Consider the following 21264-nt stretch of genomic DNA (forward strand, 5'->3'; position numbering starts at 1 on the left):
AGCGCGGCAACCTGGTCGAAGCCATCCAGCTGATGCGCGCCGGCACCGGCCTGGGCCTGAAGGAAACCAAGGACGCGCTGGAAGCCTATCTGCGCGGCGAAGCACCGGCCGGCGGCTTTGCGCCCAAAGCCCTGCCCGCCGGCGCGCCCCTTCCCGCGCAGGTGCAGGAGGCGCTGGACCAGGGCAACAAGATAGAAGCGGTACGGCGCTTGCGGGGCCTGACCGGCATGGGGCTCAAGGAAGCCAAGGATGCAGTGGAGGCCGGAGGCATCGGGCTGGACGCGGGACCGGGCACGAGCGAGGGACTGTCCCCGGGCGAGGTGCGCAACTCGAACAGCTTGTGGTGGTGGTTTGCCGCGCTGGCCGTGCTGGCGCTGGCCGCTTTCGCGCTGCTGGGCTGCGCCTTCGCACCACGGGCGCCCGTGGCCGAACTGGCACCCTCCAGCAAACTCAAGGCCGCCATCAATTTCGGCAACCCCATCCTGGCAGTGAAAGATGCCGCCAGCGGCGAGCCGCGCGGCGTCTCGGTGGATTTATCCAACGAGCTCGGCAGGCGGCTGGGCGTACCGGTTGAACTGGTGACCTTCACATCGGCCGGCAAGGTGGTCGAAGCGGTCAGGGATGCGCAGGTCGACATCGCTTTTGTCGCGATAGACCCGGTGCGCGGCGCCGACATGCTGCAGACACCGCCTTACGTCATCATCGAAGGCGCCTACCTGGTGCGAAACGACTCGCCGATACGCCGCAATGAAGAGGTGGACCAGGCAGCCCACCGCGTCGTGGTCGGCAACGGCAGCGCCTACGACCTTTACCTGAGCCGTGAGCTCAAGGCCGCCAGGCTGGTGAAGGCCCCGACCTCACCGGTGGTCACCGACGTGATGGTCGCGCAAAACCTGGAGGTGGCGGCCGGCGTCAAGCAGCAGCTCGAAGCCGACGCCAGGCGCCTGGCCGGCCTGCGCCTGCTGCCGGGACGCTTTATGGTGATCAACCAGGCCATGGGCCTGCCCAAGGGGCGTGAAGCCGGCGCGCGCTACCTGGCGGCTTTTGTCGAGGAGATGAAGGCTTCGGGTTTTGTGGCCGCGGCGCTGTCGCGCCATGGCATTGAGGGCGCGGCCGTCGCGCCGCCCGTGAAGCCTTAAGGCGCGAGTCCACAGCCCTGTCAGCATGGGCCTACGCCCAGGCAATAGGCAAGACTACGGCCGCTCAAATGGGTGGGGTTAAGGTGGTGCTTACGGGGCCGGCAGCAGCTGGCCCCATCAACAAGGTAAGCACTTGAAGGAGATTTTCATGTACACCATCAAGGAAGTCATGACACGGCAGGTCGATGTCATCAGCCCCGACGCGAGCATCGCCGAAGCCGCCCAGCGTATGCGCGCGGGTGATTTCGGTTTGCTGCCGGTGGGCGAGAACGACCGGCTGACAGGCGCCATCTCCGACCGCGACATCGTCATGCGCGCCGTTGCCGACGGCAAAGGGGCGGATACCCGCGTGCGCGAGGTCATGTCGGAAGGCATTCTTTGGGCTTACGACGACGACACGGTCGAGAATGCCGTGAAGATCATGACCAAGCACCAGGTGCGCAGGCTGCCCATCGTCAATCACGACAAGCGCCTGGTCGGTATCGTGGCCCTTGGCGATCTTGCGATGAACAAGGCCGAGTTGCAACCCGCGGCCAAGGCCTTGGCCGGCATCTCGGCCTGAGCGAGACGCCAGGGCCCGCGCCCTAGCGTCCTGCTATCCCACCCATTTGCGCGCGTTGTGCCACAAGCTCATCCACGGGCTGCGCTCGCTGGGGCTGCCTGAGGTCCAGCTTTTCTGGATGTTGCGAAACACACGCTCGGGGTGCGGCATCATGGCCGTGAAGCGGCCGTCGGCCGTGGTCACACCCGTCAGGCCGCCGGCGCTGCCGTTGGGATTGGCCGGGTAGGCTTCCGTGGGCTGGCCGTGGTTGTCGGTAAAACGCATCGCGGCAATCGCCTTGGAGGCGTCGCCCCGGAAGGCGAAATTGGCATAACCCTCGCCGTGCGCGACCGCAATCGGCAGGCGGCTGCCGGCCATGCCCCGCAGGAAGATGCTGGGGGACTCCAGCACCTCGACCATGCTCAGGCGCGCCTCGAAGCGCTCGCTGCGGTTGGTGGTGAAGCGCGGCCAGGCCTCGGCGCCCGGAATGATGTCGGCAAGCTCGGCGAACATCTGGCAGCCGTTGCACACGCCCAGGCCGAAGGTGTCCTGGCGCGCGAAGAAGGCCTTGAACTCGTCGGACAGCGCCGGGTTGAAGGTGACGGAGCGCGCCCAGCCCACGCCGGCGCCCAGGGTGTCGCCGTAGCTGAAACCGCCGCAGGCGACGATGCCCTTGAAGTCAGCGAGTTTGGCGCGGCCGCTCTGCAGGTCGGTCATGTGCACGTCGCAGGCTTCAAAGCCAGCCTCGGTGAAGACGTAAGCCATTTCCATGTGCGAGTTGACGCCCTGCTCGCGCAGCACCGCCACGCGCGGCCGTGCCGACAGGTTGAGCGCCGGGGCCGCCGGCGCTTTCGCCGGGTCGAAAGTCAATTGAACGTGCAGGCCCGGGTCGGCGGGATGGCCGGCGGAAGCGTGTTCGGTGTTGGCGCAGTCGGGGTTGTCGCGCTGCTGGCAGATCTTCCAGCTGACCGAATCCCAGACCTGGTGCAGGTCTTGCAGCCTGGCCGAGAACACGGCCTTGGTGTCGCGCCAGACCTGGATCTCGCCCTTGCCGACCTCGAGCGAAGCCTGCTGGGGCCGGGTCTTGCCGACGAAATGGCTGAATTTGGACAGGCCGTGTTCGCGCAGGGTCTGCATGACCTCGTTGCGCTCTGAAGTGGCCACCTGGATGACGGCGCCCAGTTCTTCGTTGAACAGCGCCTTGAGCGTGAGCTCTTCGCGGCGCGCGCCGACCTGGCTTGCCCAGTTCTTGCTGTCGCCGGTGTCCATTCGGCTATCGGAAATGCCGTCACCTTCGACCAGCAGCATGTCGATGTTGAGCGACACGCCCACATTGCCGGCAAAACCCATCTCGCAGACCGCGGCGAACAGGCCGCCGTCGCTGCGGTCGTGGTAGGCCATGAGCTTGCCCTCTTTGCGCAGCGCATTGATGGCGTTGACCAGCTTGACCAGGTCCTGGGGATCGTCAAGGTCGGGCACCTCGCCCTCTTCCTTGTCCAGCGTCTGCGCCAGGATGGAGCCGCCCATGCGGTTTTTACCCTTGCCCAGGTCGACCAGGATCAGCGTGCTGTCGGCCTCGTCACGGTTCAGCTGCGGCGTCAGCGTGCCGCGCACGTCAGGCAGCGTGGCAAAGGCGCTCACGATCAAGGAAACCGGTGAGGTGACCTTTTTGCCGGCGTCGCCTTCGCTCCACACGGTGCGCATGGACAGGGAATCCTTGCCGACGGGAATCGACACGCCCAGCGCCGGGCACAGTTCCATGCCCACGGCCTTGACGGTTTCGTACAGTGCGGCATCCTGGCCGGGCTCGCCGCAGGCGGCCATCCAGTTGGCCGAGAGCTTGACACGCGGCAACTCGATAGGCGCGGCCAGCAAATTGGTGATGGCCTCGGCAACCGCCATGCGGCCGGAGGCGGCCGCGTTGACGGTGGCCAGCGGCGTGCGTTCGCCCATGCTCATGGCCTCGCCGGCAAAACCGCTGTAGTCGGCCAGCGTGACGGCGCAATCGGCCACCGGCACCTGCCAGGGGCCGACCATCTGGTCGCGGTGCGTGAGGCCGCTTACGGTGCGGTCGCCTATGGTGATCAAAAAGCGCTTGGAAGCGACCGTGGGGTGGCTCAGCACGGCAATCGCGCTTTTTTGCAGGTCCACGCCGGTCAGGTCGATGGGCTTGACGGCATGGCGGACGGTTTTCACGTCGCGGTGCATCTTGGGCGGCTTGCCCAGCAGCACATTCATGGGCATATCCACGGGAGCCGCTGCGTCCTTGTCGGACAGCACCAGTTGCTTGTCTTCGGTGGCGACACCGATCACGGCGAACGGGCAGCGCTCGCGTTCGCAGAAAGCCTGGAACTGCGGCAGCGACTCGGGCGCGACCGCCATCACATAGCGTTCCTGGCTTTCGTTGCTCCAGATTTCCTTGGGCGAGAGGCCGCTTTCCTCAAGCGGCACGGCGCGCAGGTCGAACTTCGCGCCGCGGCCGGCGTCGTTGACGAGTTCGGGGAAGGCGTTGGACAGGCCGCCGGCGCCCACGTCGTGGATGGCCAGGATGGGGTTGGCCGCGCCCAGCTGGGCACACTGGTTGATGACTTCCTGGGCCCGGCGTTCGATTTCGGGGTTGCCGCGCTGCACCGAGTCGAAATCGAGCTGGGCCGCGTTGGCGCCCGAGGCCATGGAGCTGGCGGCGCTGCCGCCCATGCCGATGCGCATGCCGGGGCCGCCCAGCTGTATCAGCAGCGTGCCGGCCGGGAACAGGATTTTTTTGGTCAAGGCCGCGTCAATCGTGCCGACACCGCCCGCGATCATGATGGGCTTGTGGTAACCCCAGCGCTGGCCGGCCACGGTCTGCTCGTATTCGCGGAAATAACCGGCCAGGTTGGGCCGGCCGAATTCGTTGTTAAAGGCCGCGCCGCCCAGCGGGCCCTCGGTCATGATCTGCAGCGGGCTGGCGATGTGTTCGGGCTTGCCGTAGTCGCCGTCAAACAGCCTGGAGACCGTAAAGCCCGTCAAACCCGCCTTGGGCTTGGAACCGCGGCCGGTCGCGCCCTCGTCGCGGATCTCGCCGCCCGCGCCGGTGGAAGCGCCCGGGAACGGCGAAATCGCCGTGGGGTGGTTGTGCGTCTCGACCTTCATGAGCACGTGCATCTGCACGCCCTCGGTGGCGCTGTAGGTCTGGCGGCCGGTGGCGTCCGGTTTGGCGTAAAAACGCTGGCTTTTGTAGCCTTCCATGACGGAGGCGTTGTCCGAATAAGCCACCACCGTGTGCTGGGGGTGCAGCTTTTCGGTGTTGCGGATCATGCCGAACAGGCTTTTTTCCTGCGGCACGCCGTCGATCGTGAAATCGGCGTTGAAGATCTTGTGGCGGCAGTGCTCGCTGTTGGCCTGGGCGAACATCATGAGTTCGACGTCGGTCGGGTTGCGCTTCAATTGCGTGAAGGCATTGACCAGGTAGTCGATTTCGTCGGCGGCCAGCGCCAGGCCGAACTCGGCATTGGCTTTTTCGAGCGCGGCCTTGCCGCCGGCCAGCACGTCTATGGTCTGCAGCGGTGCGCCCTGCAGCTCGGTGAACAGGCCCGCGGCCTCCGAGCGGTCGAACATCACGCTTTCGGTCATGCGGTCATGCAGCAGGCCGGCGACCTGCTCGCGCTGGGCGGCGCCCAGGGCGGTCTTGCTGAAGAAGCCGCTTTTCAGCGTGACGCGGTATTCGGTGATGCGCTCCACGCGCTTGACGGCCAGGCCGCAGTTGTGGGCGATGTCCGTGGCCTTGGAAGCCCAGGGCGAGACGGTGCCGAAACGCGGCGAGACGATAAAGACCAGGGCATCGCCCTCCTTGCCGGCGGACGGCGCGCAGGGCTCGCCGTAGCTGAGTAGCGCCGCGAGCTGGGCTTTGGCGGCCTCTGAAGGCGGCGATTCGGTCGCCACCAGGTGCACAAAACGGGCGCTGATGCCGGCGATCTTGTCGTGGATGGCTTGCAGGCGGGGAAGGAGTTGCTGGACGCGGAAGTCGCTGAGGGCGCTGATCCCGTGGGGTTCGCCCTCAAAAGTCGTCAGGTGCAGGGTCACGGTAGCGGTGGCCTTGTAGTGGGAAGTGGGCAGCTCATGGCTGAGGATTTAACACCGCCTGCAAGCGCCTGTTGCCCTGTTTGTGGCCGGCCTTTGCGGGGTTCGCGTTAACCCGTAATTTTATCAGCGACTGGGCGTTTGCCGGGCCCGGCGGACGCCGAGCATGGGCACTTTTGCGATTCATTCAGGCCAAAAAAGCAAAAGCCCTCGGTCTCATGCTGAAAATGCATGCCCCGGAGAGCGGTGGGATAATCAGGGCCATGAGTATTACTTACAAAGATGCGGCCGGGATCGAAGGCATGCGCCTGGCCGGCAGGCTGGCTTCCGAGGTACTGGACTACCTGGCCCCCTTCGTGAAACCGGGCGTGACCACCAATGAAATCGACCGGCTGGCCCATGACTACATGACCCAGGTCCAGGGCACCATTCCCGCGACCCTGGGCTACGGCCCTCCCGGCTATGTGCCCTACCCCAAATCGCTGTGCACCTCGGTCAACCACCAGGTCTGCCACGGCATCCCCAACGACAAACCGCTCAAAAAGGGCGACATCGTCAATATCGACGTGACCGTCATCACCAAGGACGGCTGGCACGGCGACAACAGCCGCATGTACCTGGTCGGCGAGGCCTCGATCGCCGCCAAGCGGCTGTGCAATATCACCTACGAAGCCATGTGGCAGGGCATCATGCGGGTCAAACCCGGCGTGCGGCTGGGCGACATCGGCTTTGCGATCCAGACCTTTGCCGAAAAACAGGGCTTTTCGGTGGTGCGCGAGTTCTGCGGCCACGGCATAGGCAAAAACTTCCATGAAGAACCCCAGGTGCTGCACTACGGCCGCCCCGGCACGCTCGAAGAGCTGGTTCCCGGCATGACCTTCACCATAGAGCCCATGATCAACGCCGGCAAGCGCGACATCAAGGACGGCCCCGAAAAAGACGGCTGGAGCATCGTGACGCGCGACCATTCGCTGTCGGCCCAGTGGGAGCACACCATCCTGGTGACCGACACCGGCTACGAGGTGCTGACCCTGTCGGCCGGCAGCCCGGCGATTCCGGCCTTTGTGCCGCAGCAAAGCCCGGTCCAGGCCACGGTCAGCGCCTGAGCGGCGCCCCTAAGGCCCCCATGCCCGTGCCGCGCGCGTCCCCTGACACGGCCTCTACGGCAATGACCGGCCTGCCCCAGCTGCGCGAGCAGTACAAAACCGGCAAGGCCGCCTTGCTGGCCTCGCTGGCCGCCAGCGGCGCGTCCTCGCGCGGCATCCACGGCCTGCTGCAAAAATTCGCCCGCCACACCGACGCCACGCTGCAGGCGCTCTGGGAAGGCGCCGGTTTTCCGGCCGCGGCCTGCCTGGTCGCTGCGGGCGGTTATGGCCGCGGCGAGCTGTTTCCCCACTCGGACGTGGACGTGCTGCTGCTGCTGCCGGACCACACCGACGTTGATGCCGACCCGGCGCTGAAGGCCAAGGTCGAGCGCTTCATAGGCGCCTGCTGGGACGTGGGCCTGGAAATCGGCTCCAGCGTGCGCACGGCGTCCGATTGCGTGGAAGAAGCCTCCAAGGACGTCACGGTGCAGACCTCGCTGCTGGAGGCTCGCCTGGTCGCCGGCGCCAAAAAGAACTTCCAGCAGCTGCAAAAACGCCTGGCCGCCGTGCTGGACCCGCAGGCCTTTTACGTGGCCAAGACGCTGGAGCTGCGCCAGCGCCACAACAAGTTCGAGAACACGCCCTACTCGCTGGAGCCCAACTGCAAGGAGTCGCCGGGCGGCCTGCGCGACCTGCAGGTGATCCTCTGGGTGGCGCGCGCCGCCGGCCTGGGCAAGTCCTGGGACGACCTGGCGCGCAAGGGCCTGGCCACGGCCTTTGAGGTACGGCAGATCAAGGCCAACGAGGCCCTGCTGAGCCTGATACGCGCGCGCCTGCACCTGATCGCCGGGCGCCGCGAAGACCGCCTGGTGTTCGACCTGCAGACCGCCGTGGCCGAATCCTTCGGTTATTCGGCCGAGGCCGACGACGGCAGCAAGCTGCCGCGCCGCGCCAGCGAGGCGCTGATGAAGCGCTACTACTGGGCGGCCAAGGCCGTGACCCAGCTCAACCAGATCCTGCTGCTCAACATCGAGGAGCGGCTGAACCCCAACACCTACCCGCTGCGGCCCATCAACGAGCGCTTTTGCGACAAGGCCGGCATGCTGGAGGTGGCCAGCGACGACCTGTACGCGCGCGAGCCGCACGCCATCCTCGAGACCTTTTTGCTCTACGAAACCACGGTGGGCATCAAGGGCCTGTCGGCGCGCACCCTGCGCGCGCTCTACAACGCCCGCGGCCTGATGAACGCCAGCTTCCGCAGGGACCCGGTCAACCGTGCGACCTTTCTGCGCATCCTGCAGCAGCCCGAGGGCATCACCCATGCCATGCGGCTGATGAACCAGACCTCGGTGCTGGGCCGCTACCTCTGGATCTTCCGCAAGATCGTCGGGCAGATGCAGCACGACCTGTTCCATGTCTACACGGTGGACCAGCACATCCTGATGGTGCTGCGCAATGTGCGGCGCTTCTTCATGGCCGAGCACTCGCACGAATACCCCATGTGCTCGCAGCTGGCGGCCGGCTGGGACAAACCCTGGATCCTGTACATCGCCGCGCTGTTCCATGACATCGCCAAGGGCCGCGGCGGCGACCATTCCGAGCTGGGCTGCAAGGAGGTGCACATTTTCTGCCGCCAGCACGGCATCGCGACCGAGGACGCAAAACTCATCGAATTCCTGGTCGGCGAGCACCTGAGCATGAGCCGCATCGCTCAGAAGGAAGACTTGAGCGACCCGGAAGTCATCGCGGCCTTCGCCAAGCGCGTGGGCAACGAGCGCTACCTGACGGCGCTCTACCTGCTGACGGTGGCCGATATACGCGGCACCAGCCCCAAGGTCTGGAACGCCTGGAAGGGCAAGCTGCTGGAAGACCTGTACCGCTACACCCTGCGCGTGCTGGGCGGCCGCGCGCCCGATGCGGACGCCGAGGTGGAGGCCCGCAAGCGCGAGGCCCTGACCATCCTGGCCCTGCATGCCGAACCCTTTGAAGCACACAAGGCGCTGTGGGACACGCTGGACGTCAGCTACTTCATGCGCCACGAGGCCTCCGACATCGCCTGGCACGCGCGCCAGCTCTCGCGCCACGTCGGCAAGGCCAAGGCGGTGGTGCGCGCGCGCCGCTCCCTGGCCGGCGAAGGCATGCAGGTGCTGGTTTACACGCCGGATGCGCCCGACCTGTTCGCGCGCATCTGCGGCTACTTTGACGAAGCCGGCTTCAGCATCCTGGATGCCAAGATCCACACCGCCCAGAACGGCTATGCGCTGGACACCTTCCAGGTCGTCAGCCCGACGCTAGCCGACCACTACCGCGAACTCGCGGCCATGGTGGAGGCCGACCTGGACCGCACCATCGAGGAGCCCGGCCCCCTGCCCCCGCCCGGCAAGGGCCGCGTGTCGCGCCGCGTCAAGAGCTTCCCGATCGCGCCGCGCGTGGACCTGCGGCCCGACGAAAAAGCCCAGCGCTGGCTGCTCAGCGTCTCGGCCAGCGACCGCGTCGGGCTGCTGTACCGCATCGCGCGGGTGCTGGCGCGCCACCGCATCAACCTGCAGCTGGCCAAGGTCAGCACCCTGGGCGAGCGCGTGGAAGACACGTTTTTGATCGACGGGCCCGAGCTGCAGCACAACAAGGCGCAGATCGCGATCGAGACCGAGCTGCTCGAAGCGCTCAATACCTGAGCCGGCGCTGAGTTCAGGCGGCTGATTTGCGCAGGTATTGCAAAAGCCGGCCCTTGTAAACGCCGCCGTTCCCCGGCAGTTCGGACACTCGCGTCTCAGTGCGTGAATAGCCCAATACATCCATTTTTCGATTAAAACTCGCCCGGTTTCCGCGGTCCGGGTCGACAATCAGCACTTCGGCATCCGCGTAGGTGTGCAGCTCGATGAACTGCGACAAGGCCTCGGGCTGGCCGCGGTCGTAAAGCACGTCGCTGCCTATGATCAGGTCAAAGCGCTCCAGCAGCGGGTTGGCGCGCGACCAGTTGCCGGCCTGGTACTTCATCGCCGGCAGCTGGTTGAGCTTGAGGTTCTCCAGCAGGAACTCCGCCGCCAGCGGATGGCAGTCGCTGGCGGTGATGTTGCCGCCGCGCCTGTGCACCACCAGGCTGGCCAGCGCCAGGCCGCAGCCCAGCTCCAGGATGCGCTTGCCATCCAGCTCGAAGCTCAGCATGGCATGGGCCAGCACCCGGCCCGAGGGCCAGAGCAGGCCGAACAGCGGCCAGGCCGAGGAAGAAATGCCTTCGCGCTCGGCCTCGCCCAGGGGATCGTGGAATTGCTGCCGGTCCAGCAGGGAGCGCAGCTGCAGGTCTTCGCCGCTACCGCACACGGTTTCATACTTGAGCAGGTAGGGTGCTGCAGGGGCGGTTCCGGCAGCGGGAACCGGGCCCGGGACGGGAGCGTGCGGCATGCGGAAAACTTTCCTTGCGTACAACACGCTCAAACGGGGCGAAATAGCCCTCAACCGGGGCCAGTGTACCCCTGGCCCTTGTCAGCGCTCAATCGTCGTCGGAGGCATCGAGCCCGGGAAACAGCACCTCGGTAAAACCGAAGCGGCTGAAGTCGCGGATGCGCATGGGGTAGAGCGTGCCTATCAGGTGGTCGCATTCATGCTGCACCACACGCGCATGAAAGCCCTCCACCATGCGCTCTATCGCGTCGCCGTACTGGTCAAAACCGGCATAGTGGATGCGCGAGAACCGCGGCACCACGCCGCGCAGCCCGGGCACCGAGAGGCAGCCTTCCCAGCCCTCTTCCTCCTCGGGGCCCAGGGGCTTGATCACAGGGTTGAGCAGCACCGTGCGCGGCACCAGCGGTGCGTCGGGATAGCGCGGGTTCACCGCGTCGGTGCCGAAAATCACCAGCTGCAAGTCCACGCCGATCTGCGGCGCCGCCAGGCCCGCGCCGTTGACGGCGCGCATGGTGTCGAACATGTCCGAGACCAGCTGGTGCAGCTCATCGGTGTCGAAGGCGGTGACGGGCTGGGCAATCCGCAGCAGCCGGGGATCGCCCATCTTGAGGATTTCGCGAATGGTCATGCGCCAATTATGGCGGCGCGAAGCTTTTTTGGCTTAACGCCAGTGCCTGTAGCCCCAGCCGCGATAGTAGCCAGGTGCCGGCACCACCACGACGGGCGCAGGTTCGACATAAACGGGACGCGACGGGTAAACCGCCACCGGAGGGCCGACAGGCGCCACCACGCAACCGGACAGCAAGGCGGCCAGGCCGGCGACGGCCAGCAAGGCGGGTAAACGTTTGTTATTCATGGAAAAGCTCCTGTGTACAGGTCTTTTCAACGCCTGGCGGGGGCAGCCGGCCTGACGTCCGGCGTGCAAACCCCGGTAACGCCATGTAAGGCCGCTCCTGCGCGCGGCTACTCCGTGGTGCTGGCGCTCCAGTAGGCCTGGCTCACCATGGGCAGCTCGCCGAGCTGCTGGACCAGGCGGTCCATGGCGGCGCCGTCCACCGCGATGGCCACCAGCGTGGCCTGGATCTTCACGCCCTCCTCGCCAAAGGCATAAACCTCCAGGTCGTTGGTCGGGTAATGCAGCGCTTCGAGGGATTTTTCCAGGACGGCCAGCACCTCTTTCTGGTGCGATCCATCCGTCACCACATAGACCGTGTTGGTCACCTCGGCCGACTGCACGTCCAGCGGCAGGCGGTTGATCTGGTTCACGATGGGCCGCAGCAGCGTATTGGCCGCCAGCACAAACAGCGTGGCGATGCCGGCCTGCACGATGAGGTCCGCGCCGGCGCAGGCGCCCACCGCGCCCGAGCACCACAGCGTGGCCGCCGTGTTGAGGCCGCGCACATTGCCCTCCTCGCGCATGATCACGCCGGCGCCCAGAAAACCTATGCCCGACACCACATAGGCCACCACATGCACCGCGCCCGACGAGCCCGAGAGCCGGTTCGCCATGTCGACAAAAATCGCCGCACCCACGGCCACCAGCACATTGGTGCGCAAGCCCGCGGTGCGCTGGCGGTACTGGCGCTCAAAGCCAATCAGGGCGCCAAAGATGAAGGCGGAGGACAGGCTGACGACCGAGTCCAGCAGGTCAGGGGTATTGATGGTTTCAAGCGCCTGCATGGGATTGCTTTTGCACCTTAAATCGTCACTCGGCCAGCATGGCCAGCAAAGCTGCTTCGTCAATCACCGGCACACCCAGCGTCAGCGCCTTGGCCAGCTTGCTGCCGGCCTCCTCGCCCGCCACCACAAAATCGGTCTTTTTGCTGACCGAGCCGGCGACCTTGCCGCCGGCGGCCTCGACCTTGTCCTTGGCCTCGTCGCGGCTCAGGGTGGGCAAGGTGCCGGTGATGACAAAGGTCTTGCCCGACAGCGGCTGCGGCGCGCGGGCGGCGGGCTCGCCTTCTTCCCAGTGCACGCCGCAGGCGCGCAGCTGTTCCACCACTTCGCGGTTGTGCGGCTGCTCGAAGAAAGTGCGAATGCTTTGCGCGACGATGGGGCCCACGTCGCTGACTTCCAGCAACTGCTCCTCGGTCGCGTCCATGATGGTGTCGAGCTTGCCGAAGTGGCGTGCCAGTTCCTTGGCCGTGGCTTCGCCGACATGGCGTATACCCAGGCCGAAGAGGAAACGCGGCAAGGTCGTCTGCTTGGATTTTTCGAGCGCTTCCAGCAGGTTGTTGGCCGATTTTTCAGCCATGCGGTCCAGGCCGGCCAGCGCCGTGAGGCCCAGCTTGTAAAGGTCGGGCAAGGTGCGGATGATGTTGGCATCCACCAGTTGCTCGACCAGCTTGTCGCCCAGGCCTTCGACCTCGACGGCGCGCCGGTGCGCGTAATGCAGGATGGCTTCCTTGCGCTGGGCGCCGCAGAACAGGCCGCCGGTGCAGCGGTAGTCGGCCTCGCCTTCTTCGCGCACGGCGTCCGAGCCGCAGACCGGGCATTTGCGCGGCATGCTGAATTGCGGCGCATCCTGCACGCGTTTGTCGAGCAGCACGCTGACAACTTCGGGGATCACGTCGCCCGCGCGCCGCACGATCACGGTGTCGCCCACGCGCACGTCCTTGCGGCGCGCCTCGTCCTCGTTGTGCAGCGTGGCATTGGTCACGGTGACGCCGCCCACAAACACCGGCGCCAGCTTGGCCACCGGCGTGAGCTTGCCGGTGCGCCCCACCTGGACCTCGATGGCCTGCACGGTGGTGAGCTGCTCCTGGGCCGGGTATTTGTGCGCCACGGCCCAGCGCGGTTCGCGCGTGACAAAGCCCATCTTTTTTTGCAGCGCCAGGCTGTTGACCTTGTAGACCACGCCGTCGATGTCGTAAGGCAGGCTGTCGCGCTGCCGGCCCATGGCTTCGTGAAAGGCGATCAGTTCGGACGAGCCCTGCGCGAGCTGCGTCTGCGACGCCACCGGAAAGCCCCAGGACTTGAGCGTGAGCAGCATCTGGAAATGGCTCTCGAAGGCCGGGCCGCCCTCTTCCGCCGGCGTGACCTCGCCCAGGCCGTAGGCAAAAAAGCTCAGGCGCCGCTGCGCGGCCATGGCCGGGTCCAGCTGGCGCACGCCGCCGGCCGCCGCATTGCGCGGATTGACAAAGGTTTTTTCGCCCTTGGCGCCTTGCGCGATCTTCTCGCGCTGCTTTTCATTGAGCGCTTCAAAATCCGCGCGGCGCATATAGACCTCGCCGCGCACTTCCATCACGGGCGGCGCGTCGGCCGGCAAACGAAGCGGAATCTGGTTGATGGTGCGGATGTTCTGCGTGACGTCCTCGCCGACCTCACCGTCGCCGCGCGTGGCGGCTTGCATGAGGACGCCGTTCTCATAACGCAAGCTCATGGCCAGGCCGTCGAACTTGAGCTCGGCCACGTACTCGACCGGCGGTTCGGACTCGCCCAGGCCCAGCTCCTTGCGCACGCGGGTGTCGAAGTTCTGCGCGCCCGTGGCTTCGGTGTCGGTCTCGGTGCGTATGCTGAGCATGGGCACCTTGTGGCGCACGCTGGCGAACTGGTCCAGCGGCTTGCCGCCCACGCGCTGGGTCGGCGAGTCCGGCGTCAGCAGTTCGGGATGGGCGGCTTCGAGCTCCTGCAGTTCCCTGAAGAGTTTGTCGTATTCGGCATCGGGAATCGTCGGTTCGTCGAGCACGTAGTAGCGGTGCGCGTGCTGGTGCAGCTCAGCGCGCAAGGCTTCTATTCGTTTTGTATCTCGGGCCGTATCGCCAAAGAGATCGTGCTCATCCATCTCGTCAATTCCAAACAAAAGTTCTTCGCCAGGCCGCCGTGGAACCGGCTTTGCCGGGCCGCAAGCGGCGCCCCCTGCAGGGGGGAAGCGGCCGAAGGCCGCTACGGGGGGGAGCCATATTTTTTCAGGAAAAAAGCCGGCGCCCCAGCACCGAGCCGGCCGACAGATCGCGGCTGTCCAGCGTGTCGTAGAGCTGCTCGAGGTCGGCGTGTATGACTTCCATGGCCTCGGGCCGGATCAGGTTGCCGTTGTCGTCGATGATCACGCCGTCCATATTGGCGGCCAGGGACAGCGCGGCCTCGCACATGCGCGCAAAAGGCTGCTCGGAACGCAGCACCTGCGGCACGTCCAGCGACAGCGTGAGTTCGCGCAAGGCGGTCTGCTCGGGATCTTCGGCCATGGCGGCCTGGGTGTCGAAGGCCAGGCCCAGGATGGGCGCGTGGCCCGGCTGGCTGGCCGGCAGCACCATGCGGCCGGGAATGGAGCCGGGAACAAAACCCAGGCGTGCCGCGCTTTGCTGCACATAGCCGGGGCTCCAGGCGGTGTTGACGGCACGCAAGGTGAAGCTCAGCTGCGCGTCGTGGGCGCTGGCGAACTGGTCGAGTTCGCGGGCGCGGGCGACCTCGTCCAGCATTTCGGGGAACTCGGGCTCGCCGCCCACGGCGTCGGCGAAGGCCTGGGCCTTCATGACAAATTCGGAGTATTCGATCTGGTTGAGCGCACCGGTGCGGTTGGCCAGTTGCACGCCGCACTGGAAAGCGCTGTAGCGGTGGCCGGCCGTCGGGAACTCCCATTCGCCGGTGATCACGCTGAGGCCCTCGACGCCGAAAGGCTTGCTGCCGGCGCGGCGCGTGCTGGGCATGGCGGCCAGCGCGGCCTCGCCCGAAACCACATTGTCCAGGGCGACGGCCGCCATGGCGTCGATCAGGATGTCCAGGCCGGGCTTGCGCTCTGGCGTGGTGAGCCGGGTCAGCGCGTTCAGCGAGGCCAGGCCCGAGTCGGCGTCAAAGCTGGGCTCCAGCCGCTCGGTCTCGCCCTCGCCCTCGCCTGCTGCTGTTGGCAGCTGCTGATCCGCCGCGGCGGCGGTTTCCGGCACAGGCGCGGCCTCGGGCGTGGCGCGCTTGGGCAGGTTGCGGCGCGAGGACCAGGCGCTGTGGGCCACGACACCGGCCAGCACCAGGCCGCCCACCACCGCCAGACTGATCTGCAGGGAGCTCATACGGGGATCAGGCCGCCTCGGCGAAGCCGATCGCGGCTTCCATGTCCACGGCCACGATGCGCGAGACACCCTGCTCCTGCATGGTCACGCCTATCAGCTGCTCGGCCATTTCCATCGCGATCTTGTTGTGGCTGATGAACAGGAACTGGGTTTCCTTGCTCATGGAACGCACCAGCTTGGCATAACGCTCGGTGTTGGCGTCGTCCAGCGGCGCGTCGACCTCGTCCAGCAGGCAGAAAGGCGCGGGGTTGAGCTGGAAGATGGCGAAGACCAGCGCGATGGCCGTCAGGGCTTTTTCGCCGCCGGACAGCAGGTGGATGGTCTGGTTCTTCTTGCCGGGCGGCTGGGCGATCACCTGCACGCCGGCGTCCAGGATTTCCTCGCCCGTCATCATGAGTTTGGCGTTGCCGCCGCCGAAAAGCTCGGGGAACATGCGGCCGAAATGGCCGTTGACGGTGTCGAAGGTGCTGGAAAGCAAATCGCGCGTTTCGATGTCGATCTTCTTGATCGCGTCTTCCAGCGTGGTCATGGCCTCGTTGAGGTCCTTGGACTGCGAATCGAGGAACTGCTTGCGTTCACGCGCGGCGCTCAGCTCGTCAAGCGCGGCCAGGTTGACCGCCCCCAGCGACTGGATTTCGCGGTTGATGCGGTCGATTTCGCCCTGCAGGCCCGTGAGGCGCACATTGCCGGACTGTATGGACTGCTCCACCGCGGCCAGGTCGGCCTGGGCGTCGGCCAGCAACTGCTCGTACTGCTCGAAGCCCAGGCGCGCGGCCTGCTCCTTGAGCTGGAACTCGGTGATGCGCTGGCGCAGCGGGTCGAGCTCGCGCTCAAGCTGCAGACGGCGCTCGTCGCTGGCGCGCAGCTTGCTGGTCAGGTCGTCGTACTGACTGCGCTTGGCGCCCAGGTCGGCCTCGCGCTCGAGCTTGACGCTCAAGGCGCTTTGCAGGCCGGCCTGCGCGGCGGCATCGGTCAGGCGCGAGAGCTCTTCGCGGGCCTGCGCCTCCTCACTGGCGATGGAGGCAGCCTGCTGGGCGGCCATGTCGATGGAGCGGGTCAGCTCTTCGCGGCGCGAAGCCAGGCTGCGCAGCGCGAAGGCCGCTTCCTGGGCCTGGCGCTCCAGCGTGCGCTGCTGTTCGCGCGATTCGCCGAGCTTGCGTTCGGTCTCGATCACGCGGTCGTCGAGCTGCGCGTGGCGTTCCTGGCTGTCGGCCAGTTGCATGTCCAGCTCTTCAAAACGGCCCTCGGCCGTGACCTTGCGTTCCTGCAACTCGCCAAGCTGGGCTTCGATTTCAGCCATGTCGGCCTGGATCTGCTCGCTGCGCGCGCGGGTCTGCTCGGCCAGCTGCGTGAGGCGCAGCACTTCCACCTGCAGTTCGTGGGCGCGGCTCTGGCCTTCGGCGGTTTCGCGGCGGGCCGTGGCCAGGCGCTGGGCGGCATCGGCATAGGCGGCTTCGGCGCGCACCAGCGCGGAGCGGGCTTCCTCGCTGATCAGGGCCTGGGCCTTGAGCTGCTTGTCGAGGTTTTCAATTTCCTGGGCGCGGGCCAGCAGGCCGGCCTGTTCGGAATCCTGGGCGTAAAAACTCACGCTGTGGTGCGTCACGGCATGGCCGCTCTGCACATAAATCACCTCGCCGGCCTGCAGCTTGTCGCGCGCGGCCAGCGCGTCGTCCAGGCTACCAGCGGTGTAGCAGCCGTTGAGCCAGTCGCCCAGCAGCGCCGACTGGCCGGCGTCGTTCAGGCGCAGCAGCTCGGTCAAGGGCTTGAGGTTGATCGCGGGATTGACGCGCGCGGGCGCGGCGGCGCTGGGCGGCGAGTAAAACGCGAGCTTGGCCGGCGGCGTGCCCTGCCCGTCGCTGCCGGCAAAGCCGCGCACCATGTCGAGCCGGGACACCTCCAGGGCGCCCAGCCGCTCTCTGAGAGCGGCTTCCAGCGCATTCTCCCAGCCCTGTTCGATGTGGATGCGGCTCCAGAGGCCCTGCAGGCCGTCCAGGCCGTGCTTGGCCAGCCAGGGCTTGAGTTTGCCGTCGGTCTTGACCTTTTCCTGCAAGGCCTTGAGCGCTTCCATGCGCGCCGACAGATCGGCCCGCTTGGCCGATTCGGTGTTGACGGTCTGCTGCAGGGTGCGGCGCTCTTCGTCGAGCTGCGGCACGCTTTCGGTCAGCTCATGCAGGCGGGCTTCGGCTTCGGCCTGGGCTTCCTGCGCCGCCGCGAACTGGGTATTCAGGTTGGCCAGGCGGGCTTCGTCGGGGGCGTTAAGCGCGTTGCGGTCGGCCGTGAGCTTTTCCAGGCGCAAGCCCAGGCTGCGCGACTGCTCCTCGATGTTGCGCTGGTCGGCGGCCAGCACCTGGATCTGCTGCTGCACCTGGCCCACGCTGGTGCGCTGCTCGTTGGCCTTGGCCTGGGCCTGCCGCAGCGCGTCCTCAAGGGCCGGCAGCTGCGTCAGGTGTTCTTCGGTCTGCGCGGCCAGCAGTTCGGCCTTTTCCTCGGCTTCGATGGCCTGGGCGGCCAGGCTTTCGGTTTCGACGGCGGCGTCTTCCTTGCGGGTCGCCCACTGCGCGGTTTGTTCCTTGAGCTGGTTCAGCCGCTGCTCGACGCGCTGGCGGCCGTCGACCACGAAGCGGATTTCGGCTTCCAGCCGGCCGACTTCGGCGCTGGCTTCATACAGCTTGCCCTGGGCCTGGTTGACCTGGTCGCCGGCCGCGTAATGCGCCTGGCGTATGGTTTCCAGGTCGGCCTCGATATGGCGCAAATCGGCCACGCGGCTTTCCAGGTCGTTCACGGCCTTTTCGGCATCGGCCTTGACCTTGGACTGGTCGGCCTCGCTTTCGGCCCGTTTGAGGAACCACAGCTGGTGCTGCTTGAGGCTGGCGTCGGCGTGCAGGGTGTTGTAGCGCAGGGCCACCTCGGCCTGCTTTTCCAGCCGGTCCAGGTTGGCGTTGAGCTCGCGCAGGATGTCTTCGACGCGAGTCAGGTTTTCCCGGGTGTCGGACAGGCGGTTGGCGGTCTCGCGGCGGCGTTCCTTGTACTTCGATACGCCGGCGGCTTCCTCGAGGAACAGGCGCAGCTCTTCGGGCTTGGACTCGATGATGCGGCTGATGGTGCCCTGGCCGATGATGGCGTAGGCGCGCGGGCCCAGGCCGGTGCCCAGGAACACGTCCTGCACGTCGCGGCGGCGTACCGGCTGGTTGTTGATGTAGTAGCTGGAGGTGCCGTCGCGCGTGAGCACGCGCTTGACGGCGATCTCGACAAACTGGCCCCATTGGCCGCCGGCGCGGTGGTCGGCGTTGTCGAACACCAGTTCCACGCTGGAGCGGCTGGCCGGCTTGCGTGTGGTGGTGCCGTTGAAGATGACGTCCTGCATGGACTCGCCGCGCAGCTCGGAGGCCTTGCTCTCGCCCAGCACCCAGCGCACCGCGTCCATGATGTTGGACTTGCCGCAGCCGTTGGGGCCCACCACACCCACCAGTTGGCCCGGTAATACAAAATTGGTGGGCTCCGCGAATGACTTGAAACCTGATAGCTTGATCGAATTGAGACGCACGGCTGTCCCTGTTTTTTGTGAGCTTGCGGTTAGCCCTAGGCTAACTCGTTGATTCTTATAGCGTTTTTACAACAACGCTGGCATATCGGGTGCCGCCTTCGGCAAGCGGCACGGTCCGCCATGTTACCCGAGCGGGACCGGGATTTTGCCGGGAAAAAGGCCCTTGACGGGGCCGGCGTGAAACACTTTGCATCGCGCCGTGCGCACCGGCCGGTGCGCCGGCTGGCCTGGCGTGGCGGGCCAGCCTCAAAGCAGCTGCACCAACGCCGCTCCAGCGGTATCCAGCCTGGCGCCCAAGCTATCAATTTGGCAGCAAGCCGGCCCTTCTGGCGCCGCGGGCCCGGCAGCCGGTCATTTTGGGCCGGCCGCGAGGCTGGATAATCCGGGTATGAATCCCCTGCTTTCACGCCTTCAGCCCTATCCTTTTGAGCGGCTGCGCCAGTTGCACGCCGACGTCACCCCCAATCCCGACTACAAAGCCATCAGCCTGGGCATAGGCGAGCCCCGCCATGCCACGCCGCAGCTGATCAAGGACGCGCTGACGGCCAGCCTGAGCGGCCTGGCCAGCTACCCGGGCACCCTGGGCGAACCCAAACTGCGCCAGGCCATGGCCGACTGGGTGGCCCGCCGCTACGACCTGAAGCTGGACCCGGCCACGCAGATCCTGCCCGTCAACGGCTCGCGCGAGGCGCTGTTTTCACTCGCGCAGACCGTGCTGGACGCCGGCAAGCCGGGGGCCACCGTGGTCTGTCCCAACCCGTTTTACCAAATCTACGAGGGCGCGGCCCTGCTGGCGGGCGCCCAGACCTGGTTTGCCCCCAGCGACCCGGCGCGCAATTTCGCGGTCGACTGGGCCGGCGTGCCCGAGGCCGTCTGGGCCAAGACCCAGCTGGTATTTGTCTGCTCGCCGGGCAACCCCACGGGCGCCGTGATGTCGCTCGATGAATGGAAGCTGCTGTTCGAGCTCAGCGACCGCCACGGCTTTGTGATCGCCTCCGACGAGTGCTACAGCGAAATCTACTTCCGCGACGAGGCGCCCCTGGGCGGCCTGCAGGCGGCGGCCAGGCTGGGCCGGCATGATTTCAAAAACCTGGTGTCGCTGACCAGCCTCTCCAAACGCAGCAATGTGCCAGGCCTGCGCAGCGGCTTTGTGGCCGGCGACGCCTCCCTGATCAAGCCCTTTTTGCTCTACCGCACCTACCACGGCAGCGCCATGAGCCCGGTCGTGCAGGCCGCCAGCATCGCGGCCTGGAATGACGAGCGGCACGTGATGGACAACCGCGCGATGTACCGCGAAAAATTCGCCCAGGTCACGCCCATGCTCTCGGCCGTGATGGACGTCGCCCTGCCCGATGCGGGCTTTTACCTGTGGGCCGGAATCCCCGAAACTTTCAAGGGCTCGGACACCGCGTTTTCACGCGAGCTGCTCGCTCTCTACAATGTCGTGGTGTTGCCGGGCAGCTACCTGGCGCGCGACGCGCAGGGGCACAATCCCGGCGCCGGCAGAATCCGCATGGCACTGGTGGCAGAAACCGCCGAATGCGTGGAAGCGGCGCAGCGCATCGTTCAATTCATCCAATCCAGAAACCCTTGACTTCACTGACAACAAGACTGAAACCAACATGACACAAGACAACCTGCAAAGCACCATTGACGCGGCCTGGGAAAATCGCGCGAACCTGTCGCCCCAATCGGCCCCCAAGGAAGTGCTGGACGCCGTCGAACACACCATCGCCCAGCTCAACAGCGGCAAGCTGCGCGTGGCCACCCGCGAAGGCGTGGGCCAGTGGACCACCCACCAGTGGATCAAAAAGGCCGTGCTGCTGAGCTTTCGCCTGAAGGACAACGAAATGATGCGCGCCGGCGACCTGGGCTTTTTCGACAAGGTGCCCACCAAGTTCGCCCACCTGAGCGAAAGCGAAATGCGCGCCACCGGCGTGCGTGTGGTGCCGCCCGCCGTGGCGCGCCGCGGCAGCTACATCGCCAAGGGCGCGATCCTGATGCCCAGCTACGTCAACATCGGCGCCTGGGTCGGCGAAGGCACCATGGTCGACACCTGGGCCACCGTGGGCAGCTGCGCGCAGGTCGGCAACAATGTCCACCTCTCCGGCGGCGTGGGCCTGGGCGGCGTGCTCGAACCCCTGCAGGCCAACCCCACCATCATTGAAGACAACTGCTTCATAGGCGCGCGCTCCGAAGTCGTCGAAGGCGTGATCGTGGAAGAAAACTCGGTCATCTCCATGGGTGTTTACATCGGCCAGAGCACGCCGATTTACGACCGCGAAGCCGACACCGTCACTTACGGCCGTATTCCCGCAGGCTCCGTTGTGGTCTCGGGCAACCTGCCCAAGGCCGGCGGCAAGTACAGCATGTACTGCGCGGTGATCGTCAAGCGCGTGGACGCCAAGACGCGTTCCACCACCAGCCTGAACGACCTCTTGCGCGATTGAGCACTTTCCTTGCGGTTTGATTGACAGATTGAAATGACTGG

The 21264-nt window shown here is 66.1% G+C and carries 14 protein-coding genes and 1 pseudogene; 7 read left to right on the forward strand and 8 right to left on the reverse strand.

Annotated elements, in window-relative coordinates:
- Positions 1 to 32: 32 nt before the first annotated feature.
- The 3 genes and pseudogenes from AC1DUN_RS14135 to AC1DUN_RS14145 form a co-directional block, all read left to right on the forward strand.
- Positions 33 to 254 (forward strand): annotated as a pseudogene (locus AC1DUN_RS14135) (hypothetical protein); the annotation flags it as partial.
- A 135-nt stretch (positions 255 to 389) separates the two neighbouring features.
- Positions 390 to 1139 carry an ABC transporter substrate-binding protein gene (locus tag AC1DUN_RS14140; protein WP_477714679.1) on the forward strand — a complete coding sequence of 250 codons (750 nt, stop codon included), beginning with the start codon at positions 390 to 392 and terminating at the stop codon, positions 1137 to 1139.
- A gap of 148 nt (positions 1140 to 1287) precedes the next feature.
- A complete protein-coding gene (locus tag AC1DUN_RS14145; protein WP_477714493.1) occupies positions 1288 to 1701 on the forward strand; it encodes a CBS domain-containing protein in 414 nt (137 codons plus the stop codon).
- A gap of 33 nt (positions 1702 to 1734) precedes the next feature.
- Here the strand turns inward: AC1DUN_RS14145 and purL are convergent, their stop codons facing one another.
- Entirely contained in the window at positions 1735 to 5742 is a 4008-nt protein-coding gene (gene purL / locus AC1DUN_RS14150; protein ID WP_477714494.1) for a phosphoribosylformylglycinamidine synthase, read from the reverse strand.
- A gap of 260 nt (positions 5743 to 6002) precedes the next feature.
- Here purL and map point away from each other — a divergent pair, with 260 nt between their 5' ends.
- Together map and AC1DUN_RS14160 are read left to right on the forward strand one after the other, a co-directional pair.
- Positions 6003 to 6845, forward strand: a complete 843-nt coding sequence (map, locus tag AC1DUN_RS14155) for a type I methionyl aminopeptidase (protein WP_477663097.1) — start codon at positions 6003 to 6005, stop codon at positions 6843 to 6845.
- Between the two features lie 62 nt (positions 6846 to 6907).
- On the forward strand, positions 6908 to 9499 hold the full coding sequence (locus AC1DUN_RS14160) for a [protein-PII] uridylyltransferase (RefSeq protein WP_477714495.1): 2592 nt from the start codon (positions 6908 to 6910) through the stop codon (positions 9497 to 9499).
- A 13-nt stretch (positions 9500 to 9512) separates the two neighbouring features.
- Here the strand turns inward: AC1DUN_RS14160 and AC1DUN_RS14165 are convergent, their stop codons facing one another.
- The 7 genes from AC1DUN_RS14165 to smc form a co-directional block, all read right to left on the reverse strand.
- A complete protein-coding gene (locus AC1DUN_RS14165) occupies positions 9513 to 10226 on the reverse strand; it encodes a class I SAM-dependent methyltransferase (protein ID WP_477663096.1) in 714 nt (237 codons plus the stop codon).
- A gap of 88 nt (positions 10227 to 10314) precedes the next feature.
- Positions 10315 to 10854: a peptide deformylase gene (gene def / locus AC1DUN_RS14170; protein WP_477714496.1), complete on the reverse strand. Its 540-nt coding sequence runs from the start codon at positions 10852 to 10854 to the stop codon at positions 10315 to 10317.
- Positions 10855 to 10887: 33 nt separating this feature from the next.
- On the reverse strand, positions 10888 to 11082 hold the full coding sequence (locus AC1DUN_RS14175) for a hypothetical protein (RefSeq protein ID WP_477714497.1): 195 nt from the start codon (positions 11080 to 11082) through the stop codon (positions 10888 to 10890).
- Between the two features lie 107 nt (positions 11083 to 11189).
- A complete protein-coding gene (locus AC1DUN_RS14180) occupies positions 11190 to 11906 on the reverse strand; it encodes an MgtC/SapB family protein (RefSeq protein WP_477714498.1) in 717 nt (238 codons plus the stop codon).
- A gap of 25 nt (positions 11907 to 11931) precedes the next feature.
- A complete protein-coding gene (ligA, locus tag AC1DUN_RS14185; protein ID WP_477714499.1) occupies positions 11932 to 14010 on the reverse strand; it encodes an NAD-dependent DNA ligase LigA in 2079 nt (692 codons plus the stop codon).
- A gap of 124 nt (positions 14011 to 14134) precedes the next feature.
- Positions 14135 to 15229, reverse strand: a complete 1095-nt coding sequence (locus AC1DUN_RS14190) for a cell division protein ZipA C-terminal FtsZ-binding domain-containing protein (protein WP_477714500.1) — start codon at positions 15227 to 15229, stop codon at positions 14135 to 14137.
- A 7-nt stretch (positions 15230 to 15236) separates the two neighbouring features.
- Positions 15237 to 18773: a chromosome segregation protein SMC gene (smc, locus tag AC1DUN_RS14195; protein ID WP_477714501.1), complete on the reverse strand. Its 3537-nt coding sequence runs from the start codon at positions 18771 to 18773 to the stop codon at positions 15237 to 15239.
- Positions 18774 to 19161: 388 nt separating this feature from the next.
- On the opposite strand from smc, the gene dapC reads away from it, so the two are divergent.
- Positions 19162 to 20367, forward strand: coding sequence for a succinyldiaminopimelate transaminase (gene dapC, locus AC1DUN_RS14200; RefSeq protein WP_477714502.1), 1206 nt, complete (start codon positions 19162 to 19164; stop codon positions 20365 to 20367).
- 28 nt (positions 20368 to 20395) lie between these two features.
- Positions 20396 to 21223, forward strand: coding sequence for a 2,3,4,5-tetrahydropyridine-2,6-dicarboxylate N-succinyltransferase (gene dapD, locus AC1DUN_RS14205; protein WP_477714503.1), 828 nt, complete (start codon positions 20396 to 20398; stop codon positions 21221 to 21223).
- Positions 21224 to 21264 lie beyond the last annotated feature (41 nt).

The organism is Polaromonas sp. P4_F6 (assembly GCF_056401275.1).